This window comes from Chitinophaga ginsengisoli, from assembly GCF_003014595.1.
Lineage (GTDB): Bacteria > Bacteroidota > Bacteroidia > Chitinophagales > Chitinophagaceae > Chitinophaga > Chitinophaga ginsengisoli.
In genome coordinates this window covers 433,757-456,506 of the sequence record NZ_PYGK01000006.1, presented here as the reverse complement: position 1 = coordinate 456,506, position 22,750 = coordinate 433,757, and the positions used below count along the sequence as shown (strand labels likewise).

At 43.6% G+C, this 22,750-nt stretch carries 13 protein-coding genes and 1 other RNA gene; 6 read left to right on the top strand and 8 right to left on the bottom strand.

Annotation, left to right across the window (positions count from 1 at the left end; genetic code table 11):
* From CLV42_RS17595 to CLV42_RS17570, 6 genes are all read right to left on the bottom strand, one after another.
* Positions 1-3,351 (bottom strand): RHS repeat domain-containing protein, encoded by a 3,351-nt coding sequence (locus CLV42_RS17595; protein ID WP_170117548.1) that lies wholly within the window; start codon positions 3,349-3,351, stop codon positions 1-3.
* 518 nt (positions 3,352-3,869) lie between these two features.
* Entirely contained in the window at positions 3,870-5,072 is a 1,203-nt protein-coding gene (locus CLV42_RS17590) for a restriction endonuclease (protein ID WP_106603229.1), read from the bottom strand.
* A 695-nt stretch (positions 5,073-5,767) separates the two neighbouring features.
* Positions 5,768-6,144: a transfer-messenger RNA gene (ssrA, locus tag CLV42_RS17585) on the bottom strand.
* Between the two features lie 259 nt (positions 6,145-6,403).
* Positions 6,404-7,738, bottom strand: a complete 1,335-nt coding sequence (rseP, locus tag CLV42_RS17580) for an RIP metalloprotease RseP (protein ID WP_106603228.1) — start codon at positions 7,736-7,738, stop codon at positions 6,404-6,406.
* Positions 7,739-7,833: 95 nt separating this feature from the next.
* Positions 7,834-9,000, bottom strand: a complete 1,167-nt coding sequence (locus CLV42_RS17575) for a 1-deoxy-D-xylulose-5-phosphate reductoisomerase (protein WP_106603227.1) — start codon at positions 8,998-9,000, stop codon at positions 7,834-7,836.
* A 102-nt stretch (positions 9,001-9,102) separates the two neighbouring features.
* Positions 9,103-10,596, bottom strand: coding sequence for a GH3 auxin-responsive promoter family protein (locus CLV42_RS17570; protein WP_106603226.1), 1,494 nt, complete (start codon positions 10,594-10,596; stop codon positions 9,103-9,105).
* A gap of 311 nt (positions 10,597-10,907) precedes the next feature.
* Here CLV42_RS17570 and rplU point away from each other — a divergent pair, with 311 nt between their 5' ends.
* From rplU to CLV42_RS17540, 6 genes are all read left to right on the top strand, one after another.
* Positions 10,908-11,210: a 50S ribosomal protein L21 gene (rplU, locus tag CLV42_RS17565; RefSeq protein ID WP_106603225.1), complete on the top strand. Its 303-nt coding sequence runs from the start codon at positions 10,908-10,910 to the stop codon at positions 11,208-11,210.
* A 36-nt stretch (positions 11,211-11,246) separates the two neighbouring features.
* Complete coding sequence (rpmA, locus tag CLV42_RS17560) at positions 11,247-11,519, top strand: 50S ribosomal protein L27 (RefSeq protein WP_106603224.1); 273 nt, start codon at positions 11,247-11,249, stop codon at positions 11,517-11,519.
* Positions 11,520-11,593: 74 nt separating this feature from the next.
* Entirely contained in the window at positions 11,594-12,013 is a 420-nt protein-coding gene (locus tag CLV42_RS17555) for a histone H1-like repetitive region-containing protein (RefSeq protein WP_106603223.1), read from the top strand.
* Positions 12,014-12,436: 423 nt separating this feature from the next.
* Positions 12,437-14,110, top strand: coding sequence for a DNA polymerase/3'-5' exonuclease PolX (locus tag CLV42_RS17550; protein ID WP_106603222.1), 1,674 nt, complete (start codon positions 12,437-12,439; stop codon positions 14,108-14,110).
* 33 nt (positions 14,111-14,143) lie between these two features.
* Positions 14,144-14,770, top strand: coding sequence for a DsbA family protein (locus CLV42_RS17545; protein ID WP_106603221.1), 627 nt, complete (start codon positions 14,144-14,146; stop codon positions 14,768-14,770).
* Positions 14,771-14,779: 9 nt separating this feature from the next.
* On the top strand, positions 14,780-15,274 hold the full coding sequence (locus tag CLV42_RS17540) for a GNAT family N-acetyltransferase (protein ID WP_106603220.1): 495 nt from the start codon (positions 14,780-14,782) through the stop codon (positions 15,272-15,274).
* Positions 15,275-15,575: 301 nt separating this feature from the next.
* On the opposite strand, the gene CLV42_RS17535 is transcribed toward CLV42_RS17540, so the two are convergent.
* Together CLV42_RS17535 and CLV42_RS17530 are read right to left on the bottom strand one after the other, a co-directional pair.
* Positions 15,576-16,487, bottom strand: a complete 912-nt coding sequence (locus CLV42_RS17535) for a PorP/SprF family type IX secretion system membrane protein (RefSeq protein WP_106603219.1) — start codon at positions 16,485-16,487, stop codon at positions 15,576-15,578.
* Positions 16,488-16,489: 2 nt separating this feature from the next.
* Positions 16,490-22,537: a gliding motility-associated C-terminal domain-containing protein gene (locus tag CLV42_RS17530; RefSeq protein WP_170117546.1), complete on the bottom strand. Its 6,048-nt coding sequence runs from the start codon at positions 22,535-22,537 to the stop codon at positions 16,490-16,492.
* Positions 22,538-22,750: the final 213 nt, after the last annotated feature.

Below are 22,750 nucleotides of genomic sequence, written 5' to 3'. Positions count from 1 at the left end.
TTATTGATGATCTTTGTATTCGTAAAAGCCCCGTATATTTTTGTCAGCATCTCTTGTGGCCTTTAATCTACCTAGTTCATCATATTCATAATATACAGAATTATTATCCGCAGCTGTTTCAGTAACTACCTTCATCAATTCATTATGGCATCTGGTCACCATTTTGGCATCTGCAGGATACAATCTCAGTTCATCCACATAAGCACTCCCTGTGATCGTCAGACTATTTGCTGACCTTACACGCAGCACGTTCAGAGTCCAGCCATTGACAGTCTTTACCGATACTGAACTTGTTACAGTTCCTCCTGAAATGTTCACAGCGCCCCCTTTATACCAATATGACAGAATATATTCTTTCGTCTGCGTCAATCCTGATCTTGAAAGAGTAGATGATGAAGACAGCAACAGTACTTTCTTTCCGGTCGGTGCATCTGCATCCGTCATGATCATAGAGGGCGCTGAAGATGAAAGCTGCCAATTTCCTAATGCACCATCTTCAAAGCTTGAATAGGCAATATCGTTCAAACCGGCGTTTTTAACAGTAGCGATCACCGACTCACTCCTGTCATCTTTTAAGACACAGCCAGCCGTTCCATATTCTACGATCTGGCTCAAATCTCCATTACTATTATAACTATAAGAAATGTCAGTCTTAAAATATTCATCCTTCCACTTCAACTTAGTGGCGTCAAATTGTCCTACGATTGATTGGTCAATAGGTTTATCAGTTACCAGGTTATATACATTGACAGGCTTAAAATCTCCATTTGTGATCTGCTGATAATCCATGATCTGAGCGCCGACCATCAACTGCTGGCTGCCAGCCTTGAGGATCCATGTTTCTGAGGAAACCGGTACATCTATTATATTGTTACTTTTCATCTGGCTCAAAGGCCCGGCAATATTGTAATCATAGGGATAATAGATCCTTTTTTCCGTAATGTCACCATTACTGCCGGTAGTAGTTATCTTCTTTACATTAAAATAGTTAGGATCATATGTATAATCTGTCCGGTTCATAATATAGTCGCCGATACCATATTTTTTTTCAACAGAATATTCCATTTCCACGCGTCCTGTTATGGCGTAATAGGCATCAGAAAAGAACGCTATCCTGCTCATGTAAGCACCCAAATTATCATTGTTGGTGATCAGTATCATTGAAGGAACACATTTAATAGAGCCATGCAGCCCCGTAGGATGTTCCAGCACAAGCACATTATATTTATTATAGACTTCCAATACTGGTTCATTCAATTTATTATAGACCTTATATGCTTTAGTCAAACCATAGGCGGGCAGAAACGCTCTTGACCGGCTGGAATAAGGTGCATCCAACGTGGGTACAAACAAAGGAAAATCTTCATTAGAAGTGAATGTAAATACCGTTTTACCAATATTGGATTCCTGCGTACCATTGTAGACCTCTACCCGTTTATACAGGAAAGGCAACAGATTTGCCTTAGCCGGATGACTGCTGTATGAAATAGCAGTTGTCTTTGACACTTCCTGATTACCATCTGGTTGAATGATCTTGCCCACCATATAGGTGATAATTGTAGTGAGCAGGTTGATCTGTAAAGCTGCCCCTGCGTATTTTGAGGCCATCTCACCTGATTTTATGGCTGTAGCACGCCCCATTTGCATCAGTCCCTGGGAAATGACGTTCGGCATAATATTATATACCAGAGTTGCTACATAGAAATCAAGGCCTTTAGGTACTACCAGCAAGGAATTGGCATCTCTATTATAAAGGGGTGCTTCATATCCCCAGCTGGAAGGATGGCCGGCTTCATCTACATACTTATATTCAGTAGTGATAAGTTTGGTATCATCTACTCCATCTGACTGCGTTATCTTTTTTACTCTTACGCCAGCTGCCAATACTTCTGCATTATTGATATAAGCCCTGTTTGACTCATATTCAAAATTCAATGTTCCCCCGGTTGGATAAGTAACTGTTCTCAGACACCCGTTTTTTGCTGTTGCAGAGGCATTAACGAAACGTTGCCGCTCTTTGAAAAGATTTTCGCAGTTTTTATAAATGTTGAAATTATTATCATAAGGATAGGTGGCAATACCATTATAATATCCCCAATGATCCTGCGAAGAAGACATGCGCGGTGGTACCCATCCGGAAACATTGTCTGAAATAAAATAAGAGAATGAATATGGCTTGTCGAGATAGTTATTCATACCTTTACGCTGAACAGATTGCAGACTTAATCTGGCATTGCCTGATTCATCGGCAGGAAACGAATAGGTAAAAGGCCTGATCACACCTTTAGAAAAATATTGGTAATTAAAAACATATCCGGATTTTTCCACTCCATTCTCTATTATAGCAATCTGCTTTAAAGCTTTGTCGCCAGCCAGATCGACCCTGTCATTATCGTAATAGGTAAAATTAACAGCAGCATTATTAGGTAATTGAATGGCTCTCAATCTCTTCACCGTTCCATTGAACCGGCGTTGTACCCATTGAACCACTTCTTTGGAATTGGAAGCATCTACCTGCTCTACAGATTGTGTAGCGTCTTCTCCTGCGATATAATCAAGCGTATAGGAATCATAGTTGAATGTGATCTTTTTTCCGGTCATAGGATTATTGATCTCTGTAAGCAACCAGTTATCGACAGAATAATAATTATAAAGCCTATAGCTTGTTTTGGACAAAAAAAACGTCCAATTCGCATAGGGAACATCTTTAAAGAACTGAACAGGAATACCGGTTGAGTAAGATATGACCCTATTCAGCGTCTTGTCATTGAACACATACTGTATTCCAGACTCAGTAGTGATAACAAATTTGCTGATCGTAGTGATGATCCCATTGGCACTCATGTCTTCTTCAACTTTCTCTATTTTGAGATGGGTATCTTCAACAGGAAGTATAGAACCATCGGTTCCGATCACAAAACTTCCTGATTCAGCACCAAAACGGAAAGTGAACAGATCCTGTTCTCTATCTGCAATTGTTTGAGCGTTATGCTTAAACCATGTCGCCGGTGTTGACAAAAGCGGTACCCATCCGGACATAGGCATGCAATTCCTTTCATAAGTATGTTTCATTCGCCCATAACCAATGGCATCATAGTCCGGCAATTCACGACCTATCTGGTCATCCGGATCGCCAATAGCTGTCCGTGAAATAACCCCTCCGCATTGCAGTTGCCAACCGAGTCCCACACTGGAAGCCATTTCGTCTACCTTGATGCCATTTCCACCCGTATAATTCAAACTCACAGCTGTCGATAGTCTGTTTCCATCGGTGTAACTATAAAGTGGGAAGTTGAATTCGGCCTTACCAGTCGGAAGATTGACCTGTGCCAATGAAGTACTCAATATCATTAGAAGTACTCCAGTTAAGAGATTTAATTTATACATAGGTATTATCCATTACTAAAATTAGAGGTATCAGGGAGCTAAGCAAAAGATTAAAAAAACATTTAAAACACCTTCTTCCTATACTGATCCAGCGTAAAAAACTTTTTCGTTAGTAAACAAACGAAGCATTTTATTCTGTAGAGAACTGGTTAACATTTCCCCTAAAGAAATTATTAGAATCCTACTACACCATGAAAAAAAATAATTTGGGTACAACGTCTTTAATTAGCTTGGCATGAAATGAAAATCACTGATTTTTTTCAACATCTCAAACATCCAATTCAGTATAGAGATATAGATTATATACAAAGAAATGTATTTTCCACGAGTTTCCAAAAGGCATTTAGTATTAAAATTACGAAGCATTGGATGTCCGATTGCCAATCACATACCAATGCTTAATACGTTACACTCCCCATCAGCGTGTTTTTATACGGTATTGTCCCCCGATATCCATTGTAGTATAATGCAATACTCAAATACTAATCCACCTTCGCTAATACTTTAGTCACAAATTCTTCCATATTGCTTACGTACTCCAGGCTTACCCTACTGCCAGTGTTCCTCGCCAGTTCCTGGAAATGCCTTTTGCCACACTCAATTTTACCTTGTTCGGCTGGACGCAAAAAGTCAAAGCCCATCGTTCCTTTGCTTTCCACCACTAAGAAGAGCTTTTCTGTACCATCCACATCAAACAGCACTGCCCAATCGGGGTTGTACTTACCTAAGGGGGTATCGATCTGAAACCAACCGGGCAACTTGGCATATACTTTTACATTGTTGTTTCTCTCAAACTCCTTCGTTAAATCAGATTCAACATTACTTTGGTATACCACATGCTTGTAGGGCGACTTGGTGCTTGCCACCATATTGTTTTTTAGATAACCCGTGAGTTGTTCGTTCTGAAACAGTTCCTGGCTATACACTTCGTGCTCTCCCATTCGGGTGTACACAATGCCGCCAACTATGTGCAGACGCATTTGCTCATTGATGATTTCAATGCATCCCTCAATATATTTTTGCGGGTTCAGCTTGAAATAGCGAAGATTGGTGCAGCCCATCAAAATAGCTACAATACTTTTGCGGGTAAGTTGGGTTTCGTTTTGGAGATAGCTTACAATATCTGGTAAAACCGTCACTTCTGTGTTTATGGCACCATACTCTGTTTCGGGCGTTCCCTTCACCTCTACGCCACCTTTCGTTACATCGATGGTAGCCTTTTCGTATACCAGCTTTCCACGACTCACCACTAGTCTATCGCTTATCTGTTTCTGACAAGCTTTAATGAGGCTCTCCGAATCAAAATCAACAGCATAGGTAGTTTTGTATTTTATTTTATTCCAGAGCTCTTTGAACTCGGGGCTTAACAGTACCTGTTTATTGACGTGTATTACCTGCTTTTCTTCATTTCTTTTGATTTCCAGTTTGCCGGACGTTTGTTTCAGTATTTCTATGACACTTCTTTTAACATTGTTATCCAGGTCAGCAGGAAGCTGCACATTACCGGAACGCAAATCTGCCTTTAACGTGTCCTGTACTTTTCCGCTTTTGTTTATGTAACCAGTCATTATGCAGCATTTTTCCTCAATAATGGCAAGGGCTGCTTCAGCCTTATGCTTTCCCTTTACATCATGGTATTGTTGCCATTCCAAGGCATCATATCCGAAACGAGCCTCTGTATCCATTTGGCAATCTAGAAGTATATGGATATGTGAAGCCTTCTTTAGCAGGGTACCCAGCTCGAACAGTGCATTAACACTAAAATAAGAGGCGCAGATAAGCACTTCAGCATTGTCTGTTAACACAGCTTGTAATGCATCAAATAAGCGGGTGGCCTAGTTATCAATCAACTTCATGGTGGCTAGTTATTAGGATTCAACCGTTCAAAAATAGTAAAAGAAAAGCCTGGTTTGGCATTAAGCTAAAAAATATCTGTAAATCAATTAATTACATCCTGTACAAGTAAAAGTATAATGGTCATAATCTCGCTGAAATCAGAAGAAAAGGAAGAAATTGTAGATTTTGAAAACTATAATATGCTGCTAAAAAATAAGGTTGACGTGGGCCAATAACAAAGGAGCAGTCAAGAAGTACTTCATATATTCCCAACTGACAGCTTAGGAACTATTTAAGTTTAATAAATATTAAAATAGTATTCGCTCTCGTCATCTTCTACTAAAAACCAGCGGCATTCCCAATTTTAAGCCCTCAAATAGGAGTAAAATAGTCGAACGGATATATCGCAAATTGTTGAGGGAATTAATGACAAAATGGGAAAAAGGTAGATGAAAATCTATCCTTTATGGGCATAAAAAAAGGTCATCTTTTTCAAGATGACCTTCTCAATTTTTTCCCAGTTCTTCGATATACGAAATCTGGCCTGTGGAGTCGGCGGGAATCGAACCCGCGTCCAAACATATTCGCCGAAAGCTTTCTACATGCTTATTTGCGCATTAGTGTGTCGGAACCATGCCAGGGGCGCAACTAACCAGCCTGGTCCTTATCCGTTGTTGTTTCAGTACTCACTCACAGAAACCATGAGTACCTATTCCGCTAAGGTTTTGATTTAGGCGGCGGCAGTTCTAGCAGACGGGAACTTGCGGCGGCCAAAATGGGTGCGCTAATCGCTGATTAGGCAGCCATGGCGTAGTTAGATTCGCCAATTAAAGGTTGTATATTCAGATTTACGTGCTAATTATACAACGCACGACATGCTTACACTCTCAAAGATCTATGCTGTCAAAACCAGGCGACCCCAGTTTGCTTTCGCAGCTTACAAAGGTACAACATTCTAACGAAATTCCATCACAGTAAGGACTAATGCAGGAGAATTGACCGATATTTGTATTAAGTAGGTCAAGTACGCTTTATATGTGCCGTATACATAACGCACAGTTGGACCTGAAATATTCAAGCAGCAAACTAACAACCTTGCCAATAACGCCGTGAAGCAAATTCACCACATAAAAAAAGAGGCTTCAAGGCCTCTTTTTCCAATATAGACATTGATTATCTACTACTTAAACAAACTCCTCCATATATCCAGCCCGTTCGCATATATCAGCAAACCAAACAGGATAATCATACCCACGATCTGCGCGTACTCCAGGAACTTCTCACTTGGTTTACGACCGGTAATGATCTCATACAGCAGGAACAGCACGTGACCACCATCCAAAGCAGGAATAGGCAGGATATTCATAAACGCCAGGATGATAGACAGCAAAGCCGTCATTTCCCAGAAAGCAACCCAGTCCCAATGAGCAGGGAACAAGTTACCAATACTGATAAAACCTCCCAGTGACTCATTCGCTTTTACTTCTTTAGATACGAAGATCAGTCGGAGCTGCTGCACATATTTCACCAGTGTGCTGATACATTTGGAGAAACCAGCGGGGATTGCCTCAAAAAAGGTATACTCGCGGGTAGCCAGTTTGAAGTCCTTATCAGGGCTGGCCGGAGCCATTCCTAACATACCGGTCTCCGGTACATTGGCGAATAACTGAAGGGTGTCACCGTTACGTAATACCTGAACCGGAACAGTTTTATTCTTATAAGCCTGTAAAGCCTTTTTGAATTCATGGAAATAATAAGCAGGCTGACCATTGACAGTCAAAGTCTTATCCCCTTTCCGGAAACCAGCTTTTTCAGCGGCTGATTTTGAGAGAACGCTATCTACAGTGAAAGGAATACGTACCTCCATCAAAGTCCCTTTCTTTTTGATCATTTCACGGATAAAACCGGAAGGGATCTTAATATCTAACGGTTTGCCGGCACGTTCTACCTGGATGCTGGTAGCTTCGCGAAGGATAATCTCGGCAGGGATAGCTTTAAAGTTCTCAACAGGCTGATGGTTAACAGACAGGACCATATCACCGTCACGTAAACCAATACTTCCAGCCAGGGAGTCTACAGCGATACCGTAGGTCAGGTTCTTGGTAGGCAGGTAGCTTTCGCCCCAATGCCACAACATCATGGCGTATATCAGGAAACCGAGGATCAGGTTGACAGTGACACCACCTATCATGATAATCAGACGCTGCCAGGCTGGTTTGGAGCGGAACTCCCAGGGCTGAGGTGGTTTGGCCATCTGCTCGCGGTCCATGCTTTCGTCCACCATACCGGATATTTTCACATATCCGCCGAGGGGTAACCAACCTATACCATATTCAGTGTCTCCTTTCTTCTTTTTAAACAGGGAAAACCAGGGATCAAAGAACAGATAGAATTTTTCAACCCTTGCTTTAAAAAGCTTGGCAGGGATAAAGTGCCCAAGCTCATGTAATACTACCAGTATTGAGAGTGACAGTATTAACTGCCCGGCCTTTACCAATATTTCTTGTGTGGTCATGTAGATGAATCTGACAGTAAATATATAATGTTAATAATCTATAGATAGTCCGGCAAATATAGGCGGTTCAACTGCAGTACGGCGTTAATGTAATATTAAATTACAATCGCATTGATCATAGAATTCGCATATTCTCTGGCAGCCTGGTCGCTTTCATAGTAGTCATGCAAGGTAGGCTTTTCAATGAATGGCACCTTTACCAGGATCTCTTCGATCACCTCTGTCATTTGCAGGAAACCAATCCTGTTCTTCAGGAAGGCATTTACTACTTCTTCATTGGCAGCATTCATTACACAGGCAGCATTTCCTCCTTTGTGCATCGCCTCAATGGCAATGGCCAGGTTGCGGAAAGTCTTGGTGTCCGGCTGCTCGAATGTCAGCGTAGGATTGTTCTTGAAAGAGAACTTCGGAAAATCGTTGGCTAATCTCTCCGGAAATCCTAAAGCCAGTTGTATAGGTAATTTCATGTCTGGCACCCCCATCTGTGCTTTCACCGATCCGTCGATGAACTCTACCATGGAGTGGATAATAGACTGTGGATGTATCACCACTTCAATCTTGTCCGGCGGCAGATTGAACAACCAGCGAGCCTCAATCATCTCCAGGCCTTTATTCATGAGGGTAGCGCAGTCGATCGTGATCTTGGCGCCCATTCTCCAGTTAGGGTGCTGAAGCGCATGGTCCTTCTTCACATTGATAAGGAAGTTCGGCTTCTTACCCAGGAAAGGTCCACCGGAGGCGGTCAGGATCACCTTGTCTACTTTGCTGAGCGACTCACCCAGCAGACACTGGAAAATAGCAGAATGCTCGGAATCTACAGGGATTATCGGCACATTTCTCCTAGCAGCGGCTGCCATTACGATGTCTCCGGCCACTACGAGGGTTTCCTTGTTGGCCAGGGCGATAGGTGTGCCCTGCTCAATAGCCGCCAGGGTAGGCGCCAGACCAGCAAACCCCATCACAGCGGCCAGCATCATATCTATATTACTCCAGGCAGCCACTTCCACCATCGCTTTGGCGCCTGCGAATACTTTTATTCCTTTATCGAATAATACTTCTTTAACCTTCTCATATTGTGTTTCATCAGCTATCACAACGGCATTCGGACGAAACTTCAGCGCCTGTTCAATTAAAAGTGCGGCGTTCGTTCCGCCGGTCAATACTTCCACACTGAACTTGTCAGGATGTGCTTCAATCACCTCCAATGCCTGGATGCCAATAGATCCTGTGGAGCCAAATATGGCTATGTTCTTCTTACTCATTGATGCAATAATAAGGGAAATAAGAGAATTAGGAATGTCGGATTTAAGAGGAAGTAGTACTATCCTCTTATCCTTTATTACTAATTCCTGATGAAAAAGTTCTTATTGAAGGAACTTGCTCAATTCATCTGCTAACGATCTGTCATTGCTTAAACGGGGTACCTTATTCTGTCCACCAAGTTTACCCACCGACTTCATATAATCAATAAACCCGTGTTTGCGCACCGGTCTGATCTTCAGGGGTTGCAGGATATTTCCTGTCAACAGATCATTATAATAAATATTCTTTTCCTGCATATATCCGTCTACTTTCTTCGAAAAAGCAGCCAGGTCGGCAGGTGGATTTTCAAATTCCACAAACCACTCGTGATAAGGCAGTCCGTCCTGTGGCGCTACCATTGGGGCCACGGTAAACTCAGTGATATGCAAATTCTCCTCCTTTGCAGCCTTCATCAGACTATACTCTACTTCCTCTCCGATCACATGCTCTCCAAATGCGGAAATAAAGTGTTTGATACGACCTGTTACCAGCAAACGGTAAGGATTAGTGGATACAAATTTCACTGTATCGCCAATATTATATCCCCACAAACCCGCATTGGTGCTTACTACCAGCGCATAGTTCACACCTACCTGTACATCTCTGAGGGATAAACGGGTAGGATTCGCATCAAATATTTCATTGGCAGGAATAAACTCATAGAAGATACCGGAGTTGGTATTCAGCAATAGTCCTTTATGTTCCTGCGTATCCTGGAAAGCAAAGAAGCCTTCGGATGCCGGAAAAGTCTCAATTGTATTGATCGGGCGACCGACAGAAGCCATCAGCTTTGCACGATAAGGCTCGAAATTTACACCACCATATACCAGTACGTCCAGGTTCTTAAACAGCTCTCCTACCGGCTTTCCGCTTCTTTCAATCAGCCTGTCAAAGTACATCTGCATCCATGGTGGAATGCCGCTGATCAGTGTCATATCCTGATCGATGGTTTCATCGACAATCTTATCCAACTTGGTTTCCCAGTCTTCTATACAATTTGTTTCATATGAAGGCAGCTGATTGGTGCGCAGATAACGGGGTACATGATGGTTCACAATACCGCTCAGACGACCATAAGGAATGCCTCCCACCCTTTCCAGAACGGGAGAACCGGATAGGAAAATGAGCTTTCCGCTGGCAAACTCTGTTTTCCCGGTTTCCGCTATGTACATCAGCAAAGCATTACGGGCGGTGTCCATATGATTGGATACGGAGTCTTTTGTAATAGGAATGTATTTTACACCACTCGTTGTGCCGGAAGTCTTAGCCAGGTAAATGGGCTGTCCTTTCCATAATACATTCTGTTTACCGTCTTTTATCTTATTGATATAGGGTTTGAACTGTTCATAATCCCTGACAGGCACTGCCTGTTTGAAGTCATTATAGTTACTGATATTGTCAAAATGATGATCTTTTCCAAACTCGGTCTTCCTGCCTGTTTTTATCAACTCCTCCAGAATAGCCTCCTGGTCTTCTACCGCCCGTTGCATTTCCTTCCTGATCTTGTTGGCTACGATGGAAGCAAATGGTTTGGCAAGCAGTGATTTAAGCTTCATGCCTTTTATTTTAGGATAAGTGAAAGGACAAATGTATAAAATAAAAATTGTTATAAAAGCCCATATTGCAAGGGTTAGCAGGTATTTATAGGTATATCGTAAACCTCTCTTTGGCGGTTATTATCAGCGAAAACAGCAGTATATATAGCGATTACAATCAACTATATTAAAATAAAGTATGTATCTTTGAAAATATAAATTGTAATTCTCAGCGGAATCAGTCTGTTTACAGTCTGATAGCAAAAAGCTGAGAAAACTTTGTCAATTAGAAAACAAATCCTACTTTTGCAGGAAATTATTTTTGGATAACTATGTTTGCAGTTGTAAAAATCGCAGGTCAGCAATTCAAAGTACAAAAAGACCAAGAAATCTTTGTACAACAGTTGCAGGGAAATATTGGAGATAAAGTGCAGTTCTCTGACGTGTTGTTAATAGATAATGGCGGCCAGCTGACCGTTGGTACTGATGTAAAATCAGTGGTTAAAGCAGAGATCCTGAGCCACGTTCAGGGTGATAAGGTAATTGCTTTCAAAATGAAACGCAGAAAAGGTTTCAGAAAGAAAGTTGGTCACCGTACACACTTTACGAAGATCCGGATCAACGAGATTGCTTAATTATTATTTGATAAAGTTTTAAACCTTACATAAGAAATGGCACATAAAAAAGGTGAAGGTAGCGTTAAGAACGGCCGTGATTCCCAAAGCAAAAGGCTGGGAGTAAAAATATTTGGTGGTCAGGCAGCCGTATCTGGTAACATTATTGTTCGCCAGCGCGGTACCGTTTATCATCCTGGACAGAATGTAGGAATTGGTAGAGATTTTACCATTTTCGCTGTAGCTGATGGTGTTGTGGAATTCAGAAAGGGACGTGAGAACAGAACCATCGTTTCCGTAAAGTCACTTGACACCACTGCCCAGGCGTAAGTCTGGAACAGTGTTTGCCATAAAGTTTTTTTTTAATACCCAATTTTAATTACTAACCCAAAATTCAAAAAACAATGGCAACAATTAAGAAAGCGGCTAAAAAAGCTGCTCCTAAAAAGGCTGCTCCTAAGAAAAAAGCTGCTGCTAAGAAAGCTGCTCCTAAAAAAGCCGCTGCTAAGAAAGCTGCTCCAAAGAAAAAGGCTGCTGCTAAGAAAGCTGCTCCTAAAAAAGCTGCTGCTAAGAAAGCTGCTCCTAAAAAGGCTGCTGCTAAGAAAGCCGCTCCTAAAAAGGCTGCTGCTAAGAAAGCTGCTCCTAAAAAGAAAGCTGCTGCTAAGAAAGCCGCTCCTAAGAAAGCTGCTGCTAAGAAAGCTGCTCCTAAAAAGGCTGCTGCTAAGAAAGCTGCTCCTAAAAAGAAAGCTGCTGCAAGGAAAAAAACTTCCAAACCAGCAAGCGCTCCACAATCTCCGGCAGCTCCAATCGCTCCAGAGTTGTAAGATCGACTTTACAAACTGTGAAAATAAAAGGTCCTGGTTATCACCAGGATCTTTTTTTATTTGTACATATACCCGGGGTATTAATTCCCAGGGTTGGCCCTCCGGGCGTACGATTCCATTCCCGGGGTTTGCAACCCCGGGCTACAAACAAACGGCACCTGACGGAGCCGATTGACGTTTTGTTAAATGCGTTGTTGTAAACCGATATCACAATTCCCTTGTTTGTCACCTACGGCTACAAACAAACGGCACCTGACGAAGCCGTTGACGTTTTGTTAAATGCGTTGTTGTAAACCGATATCACAATTCCCTTGTTTCACCCGCAGCTACAAACACGCAACCTGCCAGTCCCGGGCTGAAATGCAGCAACCTTTCCCCCAGGTTTTCAACTTGATCCATTAAATTCGCAATTCAATCCAATTTATGCTCGATAACTACGCCATCGCCGATAACTTTTCCCTCCTATCCAAACTAATGGATATCCAGGGAGACAATAGCTTCAAAGCAAAATCCTTTTCCAGCGCCGCCTTTACAGTGGAAAAATTACCCGTACAGCTACAGGTCACCCCGCAGGAAGAGATCTCTAAAATAAAAGGCATCGGCGATTCCATCGGCAAAGCTATCCAGGAAATGCTGACAACCGGAAAGTTCTCCGCGCTCGAAACATACCTGCTCAAAACACCTCCAGGCATACTCGAAATGCTGAAAATAAAGGGCCTGGGACCCAAAAAGATCGCTACTATCTGGAAAGAACTGGAAGTTGAGTCCCTGGGAGAATTACTGTACGCCTGTAACGAAAACCGCCTAACCCTCCTTAAAGGATTTGGTCAGAAAACACAGGATGCCGTAAAACAAAGCATAGAATTCTACTTCAGTAATCAGGGCCGCTACCTCTACGCCCAGGCAGAGGCGCTTGCATTGTCGCTCGAAAAAGACCTGCAACAGTTACTGGCGCCTGCCGCTGTCTCCTTAACAGGTCAGTTCCGCCGTACTGATGATATCATCGATGAAATAGAGCTGGTTGCCGCCCTCCCGCTTCCTGTATTGCTGGAAAAACTGGGACAGGTTCCGGTGTTGAATCAGCTGACTGCTCTGGAAGATGCGCTGTTAGGGCAACATGAACAACATATTAAGATCCGGATCTATCCCGCGACAGCGGAAAACTTTGGCAAAACATTATTCACTACCACGGCATCTCCTTCCTTCCTGGAGCGTTTCAATGCCGTATATGATGTGAATAACACGCCGGCTAATACGACAGAAACTGAGATCTTCCGCCTCGCCGGTATGGATTATATTGAGCCCTGCCTGCGTTATAGCGGAGAAACCGTTGACCTGGCACTCAAAAAACAACTACCTGCGCTGATCACACACAAAGATATTAAAGGCATCATCCATAGTCACAGTACCTGGAGCGATGGTGAACATACCCTCCAGGAAATGGCTGTGAAAGCAAAAGAACAGGGCTTTGAATACCTCGTTATAAGTGATCACTCCCGCTCTGCATTTTATGCCAATGGTCTTAGTATAGAAAGAATACAGGCACAACATGCAGAGATAGATGAGCTGAATAAACAACTGGCGCCCTTCCGCATATTCAAAAGTGTTGAAGCTGATATTCTGAACGATGGTAACCTGGATTATCCGGATGAGATACTGGCAACATTTGACCTGGTGATCGCATCCGTTCACTCCAATCTGAAGATGAGTGAAGAGAAAGCAATGGCGCGGCTGCTGAAAGCTATCGAAAATCCATATACTACTATCCTCGGACATATGACCGGACGACTACTCCTGAGTCGTAACGGATATCCTGTAAATCACCTGCAGATCATTGATGCATGCGCGGCCAACAATGTGGTTATTGAGATCAATGCACATCCACGCAGGCTGGATATCGACTGGGAATGGATACCTTATGCCATGGAGAAAAACGTCCTGCTATCCATCGATCCGGATGCACATAGTACAGATGGATTCCATGATATTTACTACGGTACATTGGCCGCACGTAAAGGCAGATTAACAGCAGCTCATAACCTGAGCAGCTTCAGTGCCGCTGAACTGGAAGTCTTCATCAGCAAAAAGAAAAAATAACGATATTAAGAGGTGCCAACGTAAACCGCATACATGAAACTGATCTATATATATGACGCCCTCTGTGGGTGGTGTTATGGATTTACACCCGTTATAGAGGAATTACTACAACATTTCGGAGACAAAATGGAAGTTGATGTCCTCTCCGGAGGCATGTTCCTGAGCGCCAATCACAGGCCGGCATCCGCTATGTATAACTACATCAGCCAGGCCCATAAACAGGTAGAGGCAGTAACCGGTGTTAAATTCGGACCGGCATTCCTGGAAGAATACCTGCGTACGGATGATGTCATGGACTCAGAGAAACCCAGCATTGCGCTGACCGTCTTCAAACAATACCAGCCAACTAAAGCGCTCTCTTTCGCGCATGATATGCAGGTGGCCCTGAACCACGATGGCAAAAGCCTGAATGAAGATGATACCTATCGCCAGTTACTAACGAAATATCAGCTGCCAGTGGATGAATTCCTCGAAAAAATGAAGGAAGATGCCAACAGGTATGATACCGTGCAGGAATTTAAACAGGTAGAGCAATGGGGCATCACAGGCTTCCCTGCAGCTATACTAGACGATGGGAAAGAATACTTCCTGATCGCTAAGGGATATACGCCCCTCGATCGCTTGCTGGAAGTAATAGAAAAAATTAAAGGGAAGGTATAAACAATAACTATGTATCAGATACGAACAGCCACTATAGACGATATTCCACTTATACAGCAACTGACAGACGAGATCTGGAGACCCACCTATAAGGATCTCATGACACCTGAGCAACTGGAATATATGATAGCACTGATCTACAGCACAGCGTCACTGAACAGCCAGATGACTAAAAAACAGCATGCGTTCCTGCTGTTATATGATGAGCATCGGCCTATCGGTTTTGCGTCATACAGCACTACTGACGAACCTGGCATATACAAACTGCAGAAGATATACGTGCATGGTGATTACCAGGGAAAAGGAGTAGGAAGATTCCTGCTGGAGGGCGTAATTGAACGTGTAAAGGCTGCAAATGCGACCACCCTGGAGCTTGATGTGAAAAGGGACAATAAGGCAAGATTCTTTTACGAAAAACAGGGTTTTACCATCCTGAAAGAGAAAGATACCGATATCGGTAACGGTTACTGGATGAGAGATTATGTGATGAGGAAACCGCTATAAAAAAATCCAGCCTGGTAAAAATACCAGGCTGTTTCCCAAGTTAACCATTAAAAGACACAACTTTTCTAATTAAAATTCTTCAGGTGTATCCGGAAAATATTATTATCCCTCTTCACCTATCTATAGATACTTACGGTAAATGTTTAAACATGGATTTTGGTACTCACCTTTTTCCTAAAAAGAAGAAAAACCTCACTACTCCCTCATTATCAATAGCGTATATCAATAAAAAAATTTCCCGCATGATAAATGCGGGAAAATGATAAATCAGTATGTGTTTTCGGTAATATAAGCTCAAATTTTAGAAGACACGCGGGAGAATTTCATGATCACTACTCCATCCAAAACGCAAATTCAGCATGAGTTCATGTGATACTGTCTGAGCGCCCTTCAGGTTTGAAGACATCGGTGTATCGTAAGAGTAACCGATCTGGAAATAAGGTCCTACTCTCACCTGTACCAAACCAGTCACCGTTTTCTCTGAACGCCAGGATGCACCCAGCCATACCACTTCCTTCAGCAATACGCTTGTGTTAATATCATATTGCAAACCACTTCCTTTTGCCTGTCTCAGCAATATAGACGGTTTCACCAATACATCGTCATTTACCCTCGCTGCATATGCCGCCTGCATATAATAGTGTGAAATTGTCTTCACTTTATTTACACTATTGCCCATATCAAAACTTTTGAAGGCAGGTGCAGACAAACCCAGGTAAAAATTCTCTGAAAAGAGCGCGAAGCCAAATCCTACCTGCGTCTTCCAGTAACTCAAATTGGAAGCGAATGTCGGGTCAGTAGTGGTCAGTTCACTATTCTTTTCATTATACTGTGACATGCCCGCCTGCAGGCCCAATGCCAGCTGGACGGTTTCACTCAGCGATACCTTCTGTGCTGCCAGGAGATTATAGTCGGTACGTGTCTGTACAGTGATCGATTCCCTCATAGCAGAGAAACCAAGGCTGGTTCCTCTCTGATTCAACGGCGAATAAAACGACATGGTGGCTGTTTTAGGTGCGCCGTCCACTCCTACCCACTGATTACGCCCTACTACTGTTAAACTGGCCGATTCATCTGTACTGGCATAAGCAGGATTGATCACTACCCCGTTCATCATGTACTGGGAATAGATAGGACTCTGCTGAGCCTTTGCCGGTACATAACATGCAGCAGCTACCAGTAGATTTAAAAGGATTTTCTTCTTCGCAGTCATCGCTATCTTTTTATTACAATGAATCCAGTGTAACGTTTCTTATTACCATTGGCATCCGTAGTATGAATGATGAAGAAGTAAGAACCATCCGGAACATCCTGGCCTTTCGCTCCACCAACATTACCCTTACCATTAAAGTTATTCGTCTGGTTGTTATAGTTCTTCGTTGTGAATACAGTACCACCCCAACGGTTAAATACGGTTACCTCATTCTCCGGATATTTTTCAATGTTCTCTACCTGCATCACATCATTACCCAATCCGTCGTTGTTAGGAGACATTGCAGGATGTACACGCAGGTTGCCACCATTGTCATCCTTCCATCTGCCATCAGTGATGAAGCGCTCTACATAATCCGGTACACCATCGCCATCCACATCACAATCCATACAGATCTGGATCAGACCAGTTGCTGTTATAATGGAATCCAGGGTTGGCGGATGCTGGTTGGATGATACGGTTGCTCTCAGCAAACGCATACCAAAGATCTTATCCTTCTCCACGCTATTCACTGGTACCGATATATCAACATCTGTTTCACCTGGTAATACCAATATTGGTGATACAGTATTATCATAGTCTTTCACTGGTGTCGCTGCCAGTGTATTAGCAGGGATCTCAGTTGGCGCCGGCGTATAGAACTCGTAGTATACAGTGATGATACGTGAGCTGGCGCGGTTGAAATGAAGCTTGAATGGTAATGGCTGACCAATGGTATCAAACGCTACCTTCACAGCATAACGGTTGTCAGTAAAGGTCAGTTTCAGTGAATCGTCATCTCCTACTGAATTGGTCACTTCACTTGCCAGACCAGTATAATAAGGAGGTTTACCACTCAGCGGATCGAAATCTCTTACTGCCGCTTTAATCCATCCATCGTCATCACTCAGTTCATTATTATCTACTCTTACTTTAAAGCGCGCTTCCTGTGCCCCTTTCGGTACTGTCACCTCTATACTCTTACCGTTTACCGTGCCACCTGAAAGTGTGAGTGTTCTGTAAACATCATTTGTTAAATCAAGTGTTACAGGTATATCTACTGTTATAGTCCTGCTCAATCTTACCACAAACTCAACTTCCTGTCCTTCTGTGATCTGGCTGGTAGCAGCAAACAGGTTCACAACCGGTGTATCGATGTTGTGGTTATAGATGGTCATTGTTGCAACCGGATTGCTGACAAACGTCCAGGTTACATTAGGCAGTGTAGATGAAGCATCTGTCAATGTAGACTGTACAGTTACATCTGGTCCGGCGTAGTGGATGCCCGCAGGCGATACTTTTACATACACCATGCTCTCTCCTTTCGGAATGATCGCATATCCAGGTAAGATACCATAGTCGGTTCCTGGTGTAGCAGTACCTCCGAGATTGTAAATTACTTTTACATTATCTGAAGCCACCAGTGTTGAGTCATTAAAGCGGATCCTGAATGAACCCGGCGTAGACGGCTGAGTGGCGTCACTCATCTTTTCTATTAATATCTGACGTGCTGTTGCTTTCGGACCGGTTGTAGCATTTTCATCATCTCCTACTGTTATCAGTACAGGGGTGATATCCACGGTCAGGCTGATAGGCTTGCCTCCATTATCAGCAACTGCGTTGGTCAATGTTATCCTCAGAGGCTGATCGCCCTGCAGGATCAGGTCATCCTTGATACGTATTGGTACAGTTACTTCCTGTGAACCAGCAGGTATAATTACTGATGTAGGAAGCGGCTCAATATTCGTGCTGCCATATATTGCTCTGTAGCTCACCGTTACATCTGACGTAGAAACAATTGGCATTTTGATGATAAATGCACCATCTGTTGATGGTTCCGCCGCATCACTTACTTTCTCTATCGTCAGCGCCTGTCCTGCTATTTCCAGGATGTTCAATGGTGGCACAGGTGCCCAGCTGAAGCCTGTGGCGCTGGCGGCAAACTGCAATATTGTAGTTCCTTCCAGCTTGTAGTTGTCTGGTACATTCAGAAAGAAAGTTACATGGTTACTGTCTTTCGGTATTGTTACTGTTGTTGGCAGACCAACATAGTTGGTGACATCGGCAGTAGAAGAAGGATCTGGTGTGATGCTGGCTGTGATTGGCAACGTCGTTATCACTGCAGGATCAGTAAATCCGATCGTTACTTTTGTTGCGCCACCGCCTTTGGTGATGGCAGTAGAATCGAAGAATATCTGCAATGTAGCTTTGCTCGGATCAGTAATCGTCGCATCATCTATATAAAGATTAAAAGTGTCAACCACCAGGTTTGGCATCAGAGTGGCGTTACCGGTGAACTGCAGCAGTTCCGGGCTTTCAATAATCTTATCTGCTGTTGGTGTGATCGTGAAGTCTGCATAACCTATTGCCGGATTCAGTGTAAAGCTGGTAGGCACTCCGGTATAATCTGCAGGCACAGCATCTGAAGCTGATGTTGCATATACGGAGAACAATACCGGTTTATATGGCGTTACTCCCGGAGGTAAACTGGCACGCACCACATACGGAACACCTTCTTTGACATGGTTACTCAGGCTGGCTGGCTGCGGTGTGAAAGTGACTTTCAGGTTTGCCGGATCATTTGCAGTAACATCGATCATGTTGAGTGTTACTGAATCTTTCGGATAACCTTCTGTGTCTACTATCACTACCAGTTTCTCATTATCATTCAGTATGTTATCTGTGCTGGCTGCTATCGGCACCGGAATGGTAATAGAGTTTCCACTCAGTGTAACTGTTTGTGGCAGACCGGTAAAGCCGGCAACCGCCTGTGAACTGAGTCCCCTTGTCAGGTTAACAGTCAATGGCGTGGAAGGCACTGTACCTGCTGGCATAGTGATGGTGATAAACGCACCAGCACCTCCTTCAACAATATTCGTTGTGTCTACAGTAACTTTTGGTCCTGAGATCTTTGTTTTATCCTTGATGACTACAGTAGCAGGTACTAATGTCCAATCGGTAATGGTTGAAGAACTAGCCGTACCACCAAGCACCATGTTTTCATCTCCTTCTACTACCACATCCGACGCAATTGTTACACCTGTTGTTACGCTGCTACCGCCACTATTGATTGTAAGCGGAGTTGTAACTAAGGTATAGTCATCCGTAGAAGCAGTAGATGGTGGAACCAGTGCCGGTGCAATGTCGATAGGTATTTCTGTTGTGAAGCCGGCAGGCAGGCTGAAAGTAAAGCTATAACCAGTACCACCTTCATCCATTTCCGGATGACTAGCGGTAACAGTGATCTGTTTATTTGCCGGATTATCTCCTGTAGCATCCTGGATCAATCCACTGAAACCGCTTACTGTCAGACCTGGGAGAGAGGTAGCCACTCCTGTGAGGGTTACTGCTTCATCCGCTTCAAAGATCTTATCGCTGACAGCAACAAAGCTACCAGGTATAGTATAAGTATTCAGACCGGCTGGCAAAGTAATAGTAGCCGGCGCTGTATAATCAGTAGTAGCTGCTGCAGAAGAAGCATCGTGTGATAACGTGATGGAGATCGGGTCTTCTGCGGTAATTGTTGTATTTACAAAGCTAATCTTGATACCACTGTTGCTACCCTCTTTTAAAGTAGGTGTCTCCAGTTCGATCTTCATATCCTTGTTACCGGCAACATCACCTGTCGCATCCTGGATGGTGATCAGGGACGAGTCTATGGTAAATCCGTTAGGCTGTGTTACAATCCACAGGCTTTCGTCATTCTCCAGTATATTGTCTGCCACTGCCATTACTTTGGCAGGGAAGGATACAGCGTTCTGTCCTTTTTTGATCACTAAGCTGGTTGGCAAAGGCGCTACCAGATCAGCATCTTTCGCTTTTGAACTTGGGCCTTTTGAAATAACTACCGGAATATCATACAAAGAAGTAACACCTGGTGGCAATGATACTATTACAGTAGCACCAGCATCTCCTTCTTTAATAGTTGATGGCGTAGTTATCAGGATCACTTTATTGGAACTGTCGGCATCCACATCTTTGATAGTGATCTGCGGACCGGTATAATTATATACACGACCGGCGCCTACATCATCCATTGCTACTATATCCAGGTCAAAATATTCAGGCGTAGGTCCTTCTATGAGTTTATCTGCAAAGACAGTGAAAGGCACTTTGGTAACTGTAGTACCCGGAGTGATCTTGAACTCCAGACCGGAATAATAGTTCAGGTCAAAGTCCACCTGGTCTTCTGCAGTCGCATGGTCCCAATCCACATAGATCTCCTGCATCGTGATAGTCACCTCTGTGGTTACCCCCGGAGGCAGATGTAAACCTAGGAAACCGCTATATCCTTCAGGTATAGGTCTTGCTGCATCAGGAGAGATACAGTCAGCCTGGATCTGTGAGTAAGCAGGGTTCAGGAAGGTGCTATCCTTAATCTGCAGATCTTTCTGGCTAGCCACACCGATACCTAAGATGGTACCCTGGAATTTCAGGGACAGGTTCTCCGTATTTTCCAATACTTTATCTGCTTTTGCTGAGAAAGTAAATGTTGGCGTACCTGTCTGGTTAGCAGGTATTACAACATTAGCGGGTACAACGTAGTCGGTATCTCCTGCGGTCGATGTTCCTACGCGGGAGAAAGTGATCACGATATCTTCCGGACAGGTAATACCAATTGGCATGGTGATCCTTGCCTTAGAGGAATTTCCTTCAAACAGGGAAGTGCTGTCAATATTCATTGTCAGCGTTCTTGGCTCATCATCCACGATCGTGTAATCCACTTCGGAAGTTCCGGAGATGCTTAACAGGGATGTACAGGTACTTACCAGTTTGAGGCGGAGTGTACGGCTATATTGTAGCTGGTCATTCCCAATCACATGCAGGTTAGGGATAGTCACGTTTTTAGGCGTGGTATAGTCGCCTGCAGGTACGAGGAATGCTTCCTGTGTCAGGGTAAAATCTGTTCCAGGTGCAGCCGGATGTGAATAGTTGGAAGCATACGTCGGATCATATTTTACCAGTACGTAGGCTGGTGCATTCAGTTTACCTCCGGATACTGTCAGGGTAAGACCCTGTGCAGGTTGTTCTCCGTCGGCAGTATTTCCTTCGTTACCAGATAAAGTACCGTTGGAGAATTTGATGTTTACTGCCGCAAATCCCGGAACAGGGATGGTATCTTTCATCGCCGCGATGGTATCGAACTCGGTCATACTCGTTCCATATCCGGAAAGCAGGCGATATGTTTTAAAGTTCATCGGATCAGGATCCAGGGATCCATCACGGAACACGGAGCCTAACTGCTTCATGATACCCATAGAACGGGCATTTCCGTCAATACCGCCGGCAACGGTATTGTAAGGGAAGCTACCGGCATCATTTATATAAAAGCGATGGCCGGGAAGGGATACCTCCCAGGAATCGAACTTCCTCAGTGAGCGATATACGTGGCTTCTGGGCGCTTCCGGGGTCAGGGCACAGCTGGCATCGCGATACACGCCGACAGTAGTACCATCCGGGCTCATGAAACCGTAGGCGCAGGTACTTGCAGCATCCGGATCATCACTGGCGGCAACACCCATTACTACCTGTTCTGACTGATACAACAACGCTTTGGTAAAGCCGCTGGTCTGTGGCAGGTGCAATACATAGTCCATGAAGAAATAGTTAGTATTCTTCACGTAAGACACGATGATAGTTACCGTACCGGTTTGTCCGGTAGGATAATTTTTATATTTATCGAGGATAGTACCTACGATATGTACCTTGTAAGGATCCCAGTATTCACCTGTACCTGATATTGGTGAAATGTAGCAAACAGCGGGACTTTTCAGGTTTGGCGGAACCAGATAAGAACTGTTCTTAAAATCTAAAAAAGCCCTCATACCCTGAGAGCTGTCTGTTCTGATGTAACTTTCTAATAATCCTTTCCGCGTGACCTTAATACCGCCGTCACTGAGGACCTCAATCTTCAGGTCATTAGACGCTGGAGTTCCACCGGTCGGATTGATCACAGCTTTAACAGTTTGCGCATTCACCTCACTGCATAGCAGCAGTAGTAGTAATGGCAGCACGATCCTGCAGAGTGCATTCGGCAATTTACGTAACGCTGCAACGAAACTGCGTTTCATAGGATTGGGAAGCTTAGACATAGTAAACTGTGTAACGTTGTAATAATCCATCAAATAGCTTAAAAAAAGTCACTGCTCAATAAAGATGGTTAGCTTTCGCACTATGATGTGCAGCATTTTTTTGGTAGTTCACATCAAACAATTTTCCACCCCCCATTTCCGGGAACCACCTACAGTATTATCTGATAAAATAAAAGACAATACATATATATA